Origin of the sequence: Amaricoccus macauensis (assembly GCF_014201905.1) — a bacterium.
Lineage (GTDB): Bacteria > Pseudomonadota > Alphaproteobacteria > Rhodobacterales > Rhodobacteraceae > Amaricoccus > Amaricoccus macauensis.
On the sequence record NZ_JACHFM010000001.1, the window covers coordinates 1,303,235 to 1,316,210 of the forward strand.

Below are 12,976 nucleotides of genomic sequence, written 5' to 3' on the forward strand. Positions count from 1 at the left end.
GACGCAGGACCGCCGCAGGCAATGCGGAACGCTGCGACGACGCGGCAGGCGCCTACGCCCGCGCCCCCGCCGCGCGCTCGTCCGGAACCGCCTCGCTCAGGCGCACGCGGGCTTCGAGCTTTGCGGCGGACTCCTTCCGCTCGCTGTAACGGTCGGTCAGGTGCGGCACGAGATCGCGCGTGAGCAGGGTGAACTTCACCAGCTCCTCCATCACGTCGACGACCCGATCGTAGAACGAGGAGGCCCGCATCCGACCGGCCTCGTCGAACTCCTGATAGGCCTTGGCAACCGAGGACTGGTTCGGGATCGTCAGCATCCGCATCCAGCGCCCGAGGACGCGCATCTGGTTGACGGCGTTGAAGCTTTGTGAGCCGCCGGAGACCTGCATGACCGCAAGCGTGCGCCCCTGCGTCGGGCGCACGCCACCGAGGGAGAGCGGGATCCAGTCGATCTGGGTCTTCATCACGCCGCTCATCGCCCCGTGCCGCTCCGGGCTGGTCCAGACCTGCCCCTCTGACCAGAGCGAGAGCTCGCGCAACTCGCGCACCTTCTCATGCTCCGGGCCGACGCCGTCGGGCAGCGGCAGCCCGAGCGGATCGAAGATCCGCGTCTCGCAGCCGAAGTGGCGCAGCAGGCGCTCCGCCTCGAGGGTCAGGAAGCGGCTGTAGGACCGCTCCCGCAGCGAGCCGTAGAGCAGCAGCATCCTCGGGGGATGCGTGGAGCGCGGGCCGGCGAGCAGCTCCGCCGAGGGGATCCGCGCGGCGCCGGTCAGGTTCGGAAGGTCCGTCATGTGCGCGCCTCCCGAGGCGCGGCGGTGGCGGGAAGCCAGCGCCGGCCGAGCCGCAGCGCGACCGAGACGAGCAGGACCAGCACCGGCACCTCGACCAGTGGCCCGATGACGGCGGCGAAGGCCGGCGCCGAGGCGAGACCGAAGGCCGAGATCGCCACGGCGATCGCAAGCTCGAAGTTGTTGCCGGCCGCGGTGAAGGCAACGGCGGTCGTCCGGGGATAGTCGGCCCCGGCGACTCGGCCCATCCAGAAGCTCACGGTGAACTGGATCAGGAAGTAGAGCCCGAGCGGAATGGCGATCCGCACCGCGTCCCATGGCAGGCTCACCACCTCGCCGCCCTTGAGGCTGAACATCGCGACGATGGTGAAGAGAAGCGCCGCCAGTGTCAGCGGCGCGATGCGCGGCAGGAAGTGCTCCTCATACCAGGCGTTGCCATTCCGGGTGACGAGGGTCCGCCGGGTCAGGTAGCCGGCGGCGAACGGCACGCCGAGGTAGAGCAGGACCGACTGGGCGATCGTCCGGAAGCCGACGTCGATGACGCTGCCCTCGATGCCGAGGAGCGGCGGCAGGAAGGCGAGGAAGAACCACGCGTAGACCGGGAAGAACAGGATCTGGAAGATCGAGTTGAAGGCGACGAGGCCCGCCACGTACTGCCCGTCCCCCCGGGCGAGGTCGTTCCAGACCAGCACCATGGCAATGCACCGTGCGAGGCCGATCAGGATCAGCCCGGTCATGTACCCGGGCTCGTCGCGGAGAAAGATCACCGCGAGGACGAACATCAGCACCGGCCCGATGAGCCAGTTCTGGATCAGCGACAGCGCGAGAAGGCGGCGGTCGGCGAAGACCCGGGGCAGCTCCTCGTAGCGCACCCGGGCGAGCGGGGGGTACATCATCAGGATGAGGCCGATCGCGATCGGAACGTTGGTCGTGCCGATCGAGAGCGCCTCGAGCCCGGCGGATAGCCCCGGCACCGAGGCGCCGAGCGCGATCCCGAGCGCCATTGCGGCGAAGATCCAGAGCGTCAGATAGCGATCGGTGAAGGACAGGCGGCGGGGGGCGGCTGACATCGCGGGCTCACTCCGAACCAGCGGATGCGTCGCCCTGCGGCAGCAGGTCGAGCACGGTCTCCGACGGCCGGCAGAGCCGCGCGCCGAGCGGGCTGACCACGATCGGCCGGTTCAGCAGGATCGGATGCGCCTCGATGGCGTCGAGGAGCTGCGCGTCGGTCAGCGACTCGTCCGACAGCCCGAGCTCGGCATAGGGCGTCCCCTTCTCCCGCAGGAGCGCCCGCAGCGGGACGCCGCACTGCTCCGCCAGCGCGGCGATCGTCTCCCGGGTCGGCGGGGTCTTCAGGTACTCGACCACCTGCGGCTCGATACCGGCGGCGCGGATCAGGCCGAGCGCGTTGCGCGATGTCCCGCAGGCGGGGTTGTGATAGATTGTGATGTCCATCTTCTCCGGTCTCACGTGCAGGTCCGCGGCGCTGCCAGCGGGCCACAGATTTCGGGGTGTCCCTGACAGCAGTCGCGCGTCAGGAAGTCGATGAGGCCGCCGAGGGCGGCATAGGCGGCCGTGTAGACGATGAAGCGGCCCTCCCGCCGCGAGGTCACGAGCCCGGCGTTCTCGAGGTGGCCGAGGTGAAACGACAGGCGCGAGCTTCCCGCCGCGCCGACGGCTTCGCCGATCGCCCCGGCCGCCAGGCCGTCCGGCCCCGCTTCCACCAGCACCCGCACGATGCGAAGCCGGGTTTCCTGTGACAGGGCCGCGAAGGCGGCGAGGGCGGCGGGTTCGTCCATGGGCGGCATTATCTCAACATTTCAAGAAGTGTAGAAATAATATGACCGGCCGCACGACCCGCGTCAACCGCGAATGAGGACGGTCGCGCGCGCCGATCATCCACGCGGCGCGACGCTCGCATTCCCGCTTATCCGGCGGCCGGGTTTCAGGCACACTGATCCGCGACGGTGAGCCCCAGGCAACATTTGCGCCTGTGCGGCGGAAAGGAGTCCAGACATGCAGAACGGCAATTCAGCCGTCGTGCGACCGGCGCGGCGTGAGGAGGCAGCGGATCTGGCGAGGCTCGGCGACATGGCGGGGCACGGTCTGCCCTCGTACTTCTGGCGACACACGGCGGAACCGGGGCAGAACCCCATGGAGATCGGCATCGCCCGCGCCATTCGCGACGACGCCGACTTCTCCTGGCGCAACGCCGCGGTCGCCGAGGTCGACGGCCGGGTGGCCGCCGCGGTCGTCAGCTATGCGATCGGCGACGAGCCCGAGCCGCTCGACGAGCTCGGCCCGATCATGCGCACCCTGCAGTCGCTCGAGAACCGTGCCCTCGGCAGCCACTACGTGAACGTCCTCGCGGTCTACCCGGAGTTCCGCCGCCGCGGCCTTGGCCGCGCGCTTCTGGAGGAAGCCGAGCGGCGCGCCGGCCCCCGGCGACTCAGCCTGATTGTCGAGGACACCAACACGGCCGCGCGCCGGCTCTACGACGCCTTCGGCTTCCGGGTGGCGGCCGAGGTGCCGATGGTGAAGGAAGACTGGAAAAGTGACGCCAACGCGTGGATTCTCATGGAGCGCCCGGTGTCTCGGGACTTCCAAACCGCGCCCGGCGGTACTACATTGTGACGTAGCGGGTTCTAGCCTTCTCGTGAGGGGCCCAAATCCTAGTGGCCTTAATTATTCTTGAGGGAGCCGGCTCTGTGACTGGCCCTGGCCTATCGCACCTGGCGCCCACCTGGTTATCCAGGCTCTCAAGGATTGCACGCGCCCACGGTCGCGCCGGGCCCGCTGCTTCCGGCAACGGATCGTTTGCATGACACCGCTCTCGGCTGAGAAACGCCTCGCGCGCGAGGGGGCCCTCGATGCCCGCGCCCGGGCACATGCCGGCGGGGCCGGTGCCGCGCGGCAGGCGGCGGGTCATGTGCTCGAGGCGATGAACGCGGCCCGCGCCTGTGGGACCGTCTCCGCCTATCTGGCAATTCGCAGCGAAATCGACGCCATGCCGCTGATGCTGGCGCTCTCCGGCCTCCGCATCCCGGTGGCACTGCCGGTGATCGTCGGTCGCGGACAGCCGCTCGGCTTCCGGCTCTGGACGCCCGGCGCTCCGCTGGACCCGGGCCCGTTCGGAACCTCGGTGCCGCGCGACGGCGCGGAGGTGGAGCCCGACATCCTCATCGTGCCGATGCTGGCCTTCGATGCCCGCTGCCACCGGCTGGGCTACGGCGGCGGATTCTACGACCGGACCATCGCCCGGCTGCGGTCGCGGGGGCCGGTTCATGCCTTCGGCCTCGCCTATGCGGGACAGCAGATGCCGCGGCTGCCGGTGGAGGCGACCGACATGCAACTTGACGCTGTCGTGACAGAGAACGGCGTCATCCGCCCGGAGCAGCTTGCCGACGAGGCTTTGCCCGGCTAAGCCTTGGATTATGAGGCTTTTGTTTCTCGGCGACGTGATGGGAAGGAGCGGCAGGGCCGCCGTGGCAACCGAGTTGCCGCGGTTGCGACAGGACTGGGCGCTAGATTTCGTGGTGGTGAACGGCGAGAACGCCACTGGAGGTGCGGGTCTCAGCACCGCGCACGCAGCGATCATCTTCGGCGCCGGCGCCGACTGCATCACTCTCGGCGACCACGCCTTTGATCAGCGTGAGATGATGGCCGCGATCGAGCAGGACACGCGCATCCTGCGGCCGCTCAACTACGCGCGGCTCGCGCCGGGGCGCGGCGCGCGGGTCTTCGAGGCGCCGGGCGGGCGCAAGGTTCTCGTGGCGCAGGTGCTCGGACGGGTCTTCATGAAGCAGCCGTTCGACGATCCGTTCTCCGCGATCGAGGCGGCCCTGAAGCCTGCGCCCCTTGGCGCCGCCGTCCAGGCGATCATCGTCGACGTCCACGCCGAGGCGACTTCGGAAAAGAACGCGCTTGGCCACTGGTGCGACGGTCGGGCAAGCCTCGTCGTCGGCACGCACACCCACATTCCCACCTCGGACACGCGCATCCTCGCCCGTGGGACCGCCTATCAGTCGGACGCCGGCATGTGCGGCGACTACGACAGCGTCATCGGCATGGACAAGCTCGAGCCGATCAGCCGCTTCGTCACCGGCATGACCAAGGCCCGCTTCACGCCCGCGGACGGCCCGGCAACCCTCTGCGGCGTCTTCGTCGAAACCGATGACGCAACCGGCCTCGCCCGGCGCGTGGTGCCTGTCCGGGCAGGCGGTACGCTCAGCCCGTCGTCCCCCTGAGCCCGCATCCGGCGGCGGTTTTTCGCCGAGAGCCCCGGGCGCTGGGGCCTTGAAGCTCCCGCCGAGCTTGCGCAAAGGTGTCGCGCTGCGGTGCAGTGCGGTATCTGGGGGTTCCAACGGTTGTTGAGTTTCATGCAAGGGCTGGCGGCACAGCCTCACTTCGAGGCGTACTTTACCCTCACAGTTCTCGCCGCGATGTTCGTGGTCTTCGTCCTCGAAATCTATCCGGTCGAGGTCACCGCAATGCTCGGGGCCGCGGTGCTGGTCGTTGCCGGGATCGTACCATCGGACAGCGTTCTCAAGGTGTTCTCGAACCCCGCGCCCTGGACGATCGCCGCGATGTTCATCGTCTCCGGCGGCCTCGTGCGCACCGGGCTCATGAACGCGCTCGGCCGGACGCTCTCGCACTACGCGGCGCACAACAAGCTATTGGTGCTCGCCGGGGCCGCGGGCTTCCTGTCGGTCGCGTCGGCCTTCACCAACAACACGCCGCTCGTCGCGGTGATGATCCCGGTGACGATCCAGCTCGCCCACTCGCTCGGGCTGGCGCCGTCGAAGCTCCTGATCCCGCTCAGCTACATGACCGTGCTCGCCGGCATGATCTCGATGATCGGCACCTCGACGAACATCCTCGTCGACGGCGTCGCCCGGGCGCAGGGGCTCGAGCCGTTCCACCTCTTCGAGATCGCACCCCTCGGGATCATCGTCACCATCGTCGGCGCGCTCACCATGGTCGTGCTGGTGCCGCGCTTCCTGCCGAACCGGGACTCCATGTCGGATCTGCTCGGCACCCGGAAGAAGATGAAGTTCTTCACCGAGGTCGTGGTGCCCGAGGGCTCGCCGCTCATCGGCCAGAAGGTGATGGACGTGGGCCTCTTCAAGCGGGACGGCATCCGGGTGATCGACCTGCTGCGCGCTGACGAATCACTGCGCCGGCAGTTCCCCGACGTGACGCTCGCCGAAGGTGACCGCGTGGTGCTGCGCACCGAGATGCGCGAACTGCTCGGCCTCAAGGACTCGAACAAGGTGGCGCTGGTCGACCGGGTGGGCTCGAAATCCACCACCACGGTCGAGGCGCTGATCATGCCGGATTGCCGACTGGTCGGCCGCTCGCTCGGCAGCCTTCGCCTGCGCCGGCGCTATGGCGTCTACCCGCTGGCGGTGCACCGGCGGAACCAGAACATCGGCCGCAAGCTCGACGAAGTGGTGGTGCGCGTCGGTGACACGCTGCTCCTCGAGGGCGCGCCGGAGGACATCCGCCGCCTTGCCGCCGACGTGGACATTCTCGACCTGAACGAGACCACCGACCGGCCGTTCAAGCGCGAACGCGCGCCGTTCGTGCTCGCCGTGCTCGCCGGCATCGTCGCGCTCTCGGCCATGGAGATCGCGCCGATCCAGATCCTCGCGCTACTCGGCGTCGTCGCGCTCCTCATCAGCCGCACCATCGAGCCTGAAGAGGCCTACAGCACCGTCAGCGCCTCGCTGATCGTGCTTATCCTCGCCATGCTGGTGGTCGGCGAAGCCCTCGACCATTCAGGCGCGGCCGAGATGCTGGTGAACGCGATCTCCCCGACGCTGGCCACGCTCTCGCCACTCGTCGTGCTGTTCGTGCTCTACTTCCTGACGCAGATCCTGACCGAGCTTCTCTCGAACAACGCGGTGGCCGTGATCGTGACACCGGTGGCGATCGCGCTTGCCCACAAGCTCGGGCTCGATCCGCGACCGCTGGTCGTCGCGGTGATGTTCGCCGCCACGCTCGCGTTCGCAACGCCGATCGGCTACCAGACCAACACGATGGTCTACGGCGTCGGCGGCTACAAGTTCACCGACTTCACCCGCATCGGCCTGCCGCTCAACATCGTCACCGGCATCGCCGCCTGCCTTGCGATCCCGTTCTTCTGGCCGCTCGTGCCCGGCTGACCCCGCTGGCCGCGCGCGGTCAGGCCCACGGTTAGGTGCGTGGCTCAGGCCCGCGCGCCCGGCCAAGCCACGCGAACGAGCGGGCGAGCCCGGAGGCGGCGCATGCCTCGTCCGGCAGTTCGCCGTGCGCGACGACGATCCGCCGGCAGTCCCATCGGAGCATCCGGTCGCGCGCGGCGCGGGCGGGCACCCGGTTCACGAACGAAAGCCGCAGGTCGAGCGGGGCCATCGCCTGACGTGAGGTGATGCCCCCGAGCCTCGCAATGAAGCGCCAGCGCCCCCAGTGCCGCCGCAGGAAGTCCGCGCCGAAGGTCTGCACGAGATCGGCGATGATCACCGTGCCGCTCGGAACGTGGCAGAACACGATCTCGTCGAGCGCGAAGGAGCCACGAAACCAGATCTGATCGAGATCCGGCCGCCACTCCGCCGGCACGGCATCCCGCAGCGCCCCGGCGAAGTGCAGGTCCGGCCGCTTCTCCACCGTCGACTCCGGCCCCCAGAGCCGCGCCTCCGGATAGGCGCTGGCCCAGTCCTGCAGGAACAGGTGGTGCAGCTTGTTGGGACTGACGAGATGACGCACGGGTCCGAGGCCGTCCACGTCCCGCCGGAGCGCGGGCGTCAGGGCTATCGGCGACCAGACCCACAGATCGCCGGTGTGCAGGCGCACGATCACCGAGCGCACCGGGTAGGGAAAGCCGTGAAAGCTCACGACCCCTCCCTCCGCTGTCCAGAGGTCCTCGGCTCTCTGCCTGATCATCTCGTCGCCCCGATGGTTCGCAAGGCACCGATGGATGCGTCGAGAGGGGCGCACCGCGGCCCGTTCTCCACTCGCCGCTGAAGATGCCCCTCGCGGCGCATGAGCCGAGCCTTGCCTCGCCACGGGCAGGATCCGGCCGGACGTTCAGTCTACCACAGAGGCTGGAGACCACCCCATAACAACTTCGGGGTGTCAGCTGCGAGGGCTTTGCCGCGAGTTCACTGTCACCGGGACAGCCCCGCAGCGTCCGCTCTCGCGGAACGTCACGCAAAGTTCGCAACAGCATCAACCTTCCGTCTTGGCCGCCTCCTACGTGTCTCGGGCCAGCCATGGAGGATTACCTATGTCCAGAGCCCGTCTCGCAATCAGCCGCCGCCGCCTGCTCGCGACTGGAAGCGCCGGTCTTCTCGCGTCGGGGCTCGGCCTGCCGGCGTTCTCGCAGGCAGCCGCGCGGCCGGTCTTCACCCATGGCGTGCAATCGGGCGATGTCGACGCCTCGTCGGGGATGGTCTGGACCCGCGTCGACCGCCCGTCTCGGGTGATGATGGAATACGCGACGACCGAGAGCTTCGCGAATCCGGTGCGCCTCGCGCCGGTCACCGCGCTGCCGGAGTCGGACTTCGCGGTGAAGCGGCTCCTCGAAAGCCTGCCGGCCGATCAGGAAATCTTCTACCGCATGGTCGCGGCCGATCTTGCGGACATCAATGTCGTCTCCGAGCCGATCATCGGGCACTTCCGCACCGCTCCCTCGGCGCTGCGCTCCGTGCGCTTCGCCTGGTCGGGCGACACCGCCGGTCAGGGCTGGGGCATCGACGAGATCGGCATGAAGACCTACGGCACCATCGCCAGCCACCGCCCGGACTTCTTCCTGCACTCCGGCGACACGATCTATGCCGACGGTCCGATGAAGGACTCGGTCGATCTCGAAGGCGGCGGCACCTGGAAGAACCTCGTTCTCGTCGATGCCAAGCGCAAGGTTGCGGAAACCCTCGACGAGTACCGCGGGCAGTGGAAGTACAACTTGCTCGACGAGCATGTGCGCGCCCTCGCGGCGGACGTTCCGACCTTCTTCCAGTGGGACGACCACGAGGTGACGAACAACTGGTCGGCCTCGAAGGATCTGACCGCCGACGACCGCTACACCGAGAAGTCGGTCGCGCTGCTGGCCGCGCGCGCGGGTCGCGCCTTCCACGAGATGACGCCGATCCGCTACACGCCCGCCGAGCCGGGGCGCGTCTATCGCAAGATCGCCTATGGGCCGCTGCTCGACGTCTTCTTCCTCGACATGCGCAGCTATCGCGGGCCGAACCGCCCCGCCGACGAGACGACGCTCACCGACGAGACGCGCATCCTCGGCAGGGCGCAGACCGACTGGCTGAAGCGCGCGCTCGCCGGCTCGACCGCGACCTGGAAGGTCATCGCCGCCGACATGCCGCTCGGCGTCATCGTCTGGGACGACTTCAAGAGCCGGACCGGCGCCGAGGCGGTCGCGAACGGCGACAACGGCCCGGCGGCGGGGCGCGAGCTCGAGATCGCCGACCTCCTGCGCTTCATCAAGGCGGCCGGCATCACCAACACCGTCTGGCTGACGTCGGACGTGCACTACACCGCCGCCCACTACTACAATCCCGACAAGGCGCAGTTTCAGGACTTCGCGCCGTTCTGGGAATTCGTCTCCGGCCCCCTGCACGCCGGCACCTTCGGCCCGAACGACCTCGACATGACCTTCGGCCCGGAACTCCGCTTCGTGAAGGCGCCGCCTGCCGGCCAGGTGAACCTGCCGCCCTCGGCAGGCTTCCAGTTCTTCGGCCTCGTCGACATCGACGCCGCCACCGAACAGATGACCGTCCGGCTCATGGATCGCGACGACACCGAGCTCTGGTCAGTGGTGCTCGACCCGACCCGCGTCGGCTGAGCCTCCGCTCGCGGCTTGAAACCGGGCTGGCTGCTGGGCTAAGACGCCCGCCAGCCAACCCGCATTCATCCCAAGCCCCGGAGCCAACCATGGCCGGCCATTCCAAATGGGCCAACATCCAGCATCGCAAGGGCCGGCAGGACGCCGCCCGGTCGAAGCTGTTCTCCAAGTTCTCCAAGGAAATCACCGTTGCCGCCAAGATGGGCGACCCTGATCCTGACAAGAATCCCCGCCTTCGCCTCGCGGTGAAAGAGGCCAAGTCCAACTCGATGCCCAAGGACAACATCGACCGGGCGATCAAGAAGGCCATGGGCGGCGACTCGGAGAACTACGAGGAAATCCGCTACGAGGGCTACGGCCCGAGCGGTGTCGCGATCATCGTCGAGGCGCTGACCGACAACCGCAACCGCACCGCCTCGAACATCCGCTCGACGTTCTCCAAGCGCGGCGGCAACCTCGGCGAGACCGGCTCGGTCGCCTTCATGTTCGACCGCAAGGGCCAGATCGTCTATCCGGCGTCGACCGGCTCCGAGGACGACATCATGGAAGCCGCGATCGATGCCGGCGCCGAGGACGTGGAATCCGACGAGGAAAGCCACGTGATCTGGTGCGCCGACAGCGACCTCGCCGAGGTCTCGTCCGCCCTCGAGGCCAAGCTTGGCGAAGCCGAGCACGTGAAGCTCGTCTGGCGGCCGCAGACCACGACCGAGCTGCCGCTCGAAGCGGCGCAGAGCCTGATCAAGCTCATCGAGGCGCTGGAGGACGACGATGACGTCCAGTCGGTGACGGCGAACGTCGAGTTCTCCGACGAGGTGATGGCGCAGCTCTGAGGCGCTTTCCGGCTGATCGCCTCAGGATCAGCCGGTCGTCCGCGCGGTCGTCCGCACGGGCGGCAAGACTGGCGGCGGCCCGTCGGCGCCAGGCTCCGGCGACGAACGGCACCCGACTGCCCTTCCCGCCCGTGCGGTCCTTGCCGGAAGGGGCCGGCAGCGCGGGCCGGACCGGAGCCGCCCGCATCTCCCGGAATCCGCGCCGTTAACCGCGCGAACAACAATCGTTTCACCCGCCTCCTGACCGGGCCTATGGTTCCCTTCAGGGGCGCCTGGCCGTTAACCACGTTTTCATGCCTGGAGTGGCGCCGCCGGCTCGCCAGTCACGCCGGGGAGGGACCTCGCCGGTGAGCCTCTACCGGGGCCGCGCAGCCCCGGAGGCGCGATCCCGCTTCGGGGCGCTCACATGTTGATGCCCTTCATGCCTTCGGGTGTATAGCGCTCGCCCGCGACCGGCAGGCGGGAGAGGGCCTGATCGAGGACGGTTTGCTCCGCCTCGCTCAGGCTGACGGAAACCGCCGCTACATTGTCGTCGAGGTACTTCAGCCGCTTGGTGCCGGGGATCGGCACGATGTCGTATCCCTTGGCGAGCAGCCACGCCAGCGCGACCTGAGCCGCCGAGCAGCCCTTCCCGGCTGCGATCCCACGCGCGATCTCGACCAGCGCGCCGTTCGCGGCCGCATTCTCCGGCGCGAAGCGTGGCAAGCCGGCACGGAAATCACCTTCCTCGAACGCGCTTCCAGCCTGAAAGCGGCCGGTGAGAAATCCGCGCCCCAGCGGCGAATAGGCCACGAACCCGATGCCGAGCTCACGGCAGGCCGGCAGGACCCCGGCCTCCACGTCACGGCTCCAGAGCGAGTATTCGGTCTGCACCGCCGTGACCGGATGAACGGCATGGGCCCGGCGCAGGGTCGCGGCACTGACCTCGCAGAGCCCGATGTGGCCGATCTTGCCTTCCTGCCGGAGATCGGCCAGCGCCTCCATCGTCTCCTCGATGGGCCGCTCCCGGTCGAGGCGGTGGACGTAGTAGAGGTCGATCCGCTCGACACCGAGCCGCCGGAGCGAGCTTTCGCAGGCCTGGCGCATGTAGCCGGCGCTGTTGTCGATGGTGCGCGCGTATTCGTCGGGCTTGCGGACGATGCCGAACTTTGTGGCGATCTTCACCGCTGCGCCGGTTTCGGCGAGGAAGCGGCCGATCAGGTCTTCGTTGTGGTGGGGGCCATAGATGTCGGCGGTGTCGAGAAAGTCGATGCCCTGCTCGACCGCCCGCCGCAGCACCGCGAGGGATTCCGCGTCGTCCCGAGGGCCGTAGAACTCGCTCATTCCCATGCAGCCGAGACCGATGGCCGAAACCGACAGATCACGCCCGAGCGTTCGATGTTGCACTGCACTGCTCCTTGCTTGCTGCTTCCAAGGATGGTTTTCCTTATTGATGCGACAACCCTCTGAAAATCGATATCCGATGTCCGATATCGGAAAACGCGGCGCGAACCGCCTGCGATGGGACGACGCGCGGGTGTTCCTCGCCATTGCGCGGAGCGGCTCGCTCAGCGGCGCGGCGGAGACCCTCGGGCTTGGTCTCGCCACCGTCTCGCGACAGATCGAGCGACTGGAGGCCGCCCTCGGACTGGCGCTGTTCAGCCGGCACCAGAACGGCTGCCGCCTCACCGATGACGGAACCGCGCTGCTGGAGCGTGCGGAAGCGCTGGAGCAGGCGGCGGAAGCCTTCGCCGACGGGTCGGCCGCGCACACGGAAGTCGCCGGCCGGGTTCGACTCGCGACGGCCGAGACGCTCGCGAACCATGTCATCATCCCGGCGACGCCGCGGTTGTTCGGCCGCTTCCCCGACCTGACGCTCGAAGTCGTCACCGACATCCAGACGGTCAACCTGCATCGGCGCGACGCCGATCTGGCCGTCAGGCTGGTCAAGCCCGAGCGTGGCAATGTCACGATCCGCCGGCTCGGCACGCTCGGCTTCGGTCTCTACGCGTCACGGGTCCATGCAGCGCGGCGGCAGGGGACTGCCGGGCCGGGGGCCGACCGCTTCATCGGCTGGTGCGAGACCCACGCCCACCTGCCAGCCGCCCGCTGGATCGAGCGGGCGCTGCGCGGTCAGCCGCCCGTGCTCGCGACCACGACCCTGTCGGCGCAGCTCTCGGCAGCGGTGGCCGGGATCGGGCTGGCCATCCTGCCGCATTTCCTCGGGCGGCTGAATGACCTGGTGTGCGTGCAGGATGATCTCGGCATCGATCAGGACATCTGGCTCGCGGTCCACTCCGACCTCGCCCAGTCGCGCCGCGTCAGGGCGGTGAGCGAGTTTCTGGCCGACCTGATCCACGCCTCGAAAACCGAGCTGGAGTTGCCTCCGGAGACCTGACCAGCGCCATCCGTACCGGCCGATCGGCCGATCGGCCCTGGCCTCTGCAGCTTGCACGCACCCGCTGAACCAGCCGCCCGCCGCTTGCGCCAGCCGTCCCCCACGGCATACGGTTCCCCCTTGAGAAGCCGAATGCCGGAGCC

The 12,976-nt window shown here is 68.5% G+C and carries 13 protein-coding genes and 1 other RNA gene; 8 read left to right on the plus strand and 6 right to left on the minus strand.

Annotated features, from left to right (window positions below; translation table 11 throughout):
• Positions 1-52 precede the first annotated feature (52 nt).
• Genes arsH through HNP73_RS06310 form a run of 4 tightly spaced genes read right to left on the minus strand, consistent with a single transcriptional unit; the run spans position 53 to position 2,586 of the window.
• On the minus strand, positions 53-790 hold the full coding sequence (gene arsH / locus HNP73_RS06295) for an arsenical resistance protein ArsH (protein ID WP_184147728.1): 738 nt from the start codon (positions 788-790) through the stop codon (positions 53-55).
• Complete coding sequence (gene arsB, locus HNP73_RS06300) at positions 787-1,857, minus strand: ACR3 family arsenite efflux transporter (protein ID WP_184147729.1); 1,071 nt, start codon at positions 1,855-1,857, stop codon at positions 787-789. The genes arsH and arsB overlap by 4 nt, the downstream gene beginning before the upstream one ends.
• Before the next feature lie 7 nt (positions 1,858-1,864).
• The gene (arsC, locus tag HNP73_RS06305; RefSeq protein ID WP_184147730.1) at positions 1,865-2,242 is read right to left on the minus strand and encodes an arsenate reductase (glutaredoxin); all 378 of its coding nucleotides are present in this window, start codon (positions 2,240-2,242) and stop codon (positions 1,865-1,867) included.
• 11 nt (positions 2,243-2,253) lie between these two features.
• Positions 2,254-2,586 (minus strand): ArsR/SmtB family transcription factor, encoded by a 333-nt coding sequence (locus tag HNP73_RS06310; protein WP_184147731.1) that lies wholly within the window; start codon positions 2,584-2,586, stop codon positions 2,254-2,256.
• A 217-nt stretch (positions 2,587-2,803) separates the two neighbouring features.
• Between HNP73_RS06310 and HNP73_RS06315 the strand changes: the two genes are divergently transcribed.
• From HNP73_RS06315 to HNP73_RS06335, 5 genes are all read left to right on the plus strand, one after another.
• Positions 2,804-3,421: a GNAT family N-acetyltransferase gene (locus HNP73_RS06315; RefSeq protein WP_184147732.1), complete on the plus strand. Its 618-nt coding sequence runs from the start codon at positions 2,804-2,806 to the stop codon at positions 3,419-3,421.
• Positions 3,422-3,426: 5 nt separating this feature from the next.
• A non-coding RNA gene (ssrS, locus tag HNP73_RS06320) (6S RNA) lies at positions 3,427-3,585 on the plus strand.
• A 23-nt stretch (positions 3,586-3,608) separates the two neighbouring features.
• Complete coding sequence (locus tag HNP73_RS06325) at positions 3,609-4,211, plus strand: 5-formyltetrahydrofolate cyclo-ligase (protein WP_184147733.1); 603 nt, start codon at positions 3,609-3,611, stop codon at positions 4,209-4,211.
• A gap of 10 nt (positions 4,212-4,221) precedes the next feature.
• Entirely contained in the window at positions 4,222-5,034 is an 813-nt protein-coding gene (locus HNP73_RS06330) for a TIGR00282 family metallophosphoesterase (RefSeq protein WP_184147734.1), read from the plus strand.
• A gap of 132 nt (positions 5,035-5,166) precedes the next feature.
• The gene (locus tag HNP73_RS06335; protein WP_184148062.1) at positions 5,167-6,954 is read left to right on the plus strand and encodes an SLC13 family permease; all 1,788 of its coding nucleotides are present in this window, start codon (positions 5,167-5,169) and stop codon (positions 6,952-6,954) included.
• Between the two features lie 31 nt (positions 6,955-6,985).
• Here HNP73_RS06335 and HNP73_RS06340 read toward each other — a convergent pair whose 3' ends face one another.
• Positions 6,986-7,711, minus strand: coding sequence for a DUF4336 domain-containing protein (locus HNP73_RS06340; RefSeq protein WP_184147735.1), 726 nt, complete (start codon positions 7,709-7,711; stop codon positions 6,986-6,988).
• Positions 7,712-8,054: 343 nt separating this feature from the next.
• Between HNP73_RS06340 and HNP73_RS06345 the strand changes: the two genes are divergently transcribed.
• Together HNP73_RS06345 and HNP73_RS06350 are read left to right on the plus strand one after the other, a co-directional pair.
• On the plus strand, positions 8,055-9,626 hold the full coding sequence (locus HNP73_RS06345; RefSeq protein ID WP_184147736.1) for an alkaline phosphatase D family protein: 1,572 nt from the start codon (positions 8,055-8,057) through the stop codon (positions 9,624-9,626).
• A gap of 89 nt (positions 9,627-9,715) precedes the next feature.
• Positions 9,716-10,456 (plus strand): YebC/PmpR family DNA-binding transcriptional regulator, encoded by a 741-nt coding sequence (locus HNP73_RS06350; RefSeq protein ID WP_184147737.1) that lies wholly within the window; start codon positions 9,716-9,718, stop codon positions 10,454-10,456.
• Positions 10,457-10,858: 402 nt separating this feature from the next.
• Here the strand turns inward: HNP73_RS06350 and HNP73_RS06355 are convergent, their stop codons facing one another.
• On the minus strand, positions 10,859-11,842 hold the full coding sequence (locus HNP73_RS06355) for an aldo/keto reductase (RefSeq protein ID WP_184147738.1): 984 nt from the start codon (positions 11,840-11,842) through the stop codon (positions 10,859-10,861).
• A 76-nt stretch (positions 11,843-11,918) separates the two neighbouring features.
• Between HNP73_RS06355 and HNP73_RS06360 the strand changes: the two genes are divergently transcribed.
• A complete protein-coding gene (locus HNP73_RS06360) occupies positions 11,919-12,833 on the plus strand; it encodes a LysR family transcriptional regulator (RefSeq protein WP_221288230.1) in 915 nt (304 codons plus the stop codon).
• The last annotated feature ends 143 nt before the right edge of the window (positions 12,834-12,976 follow it).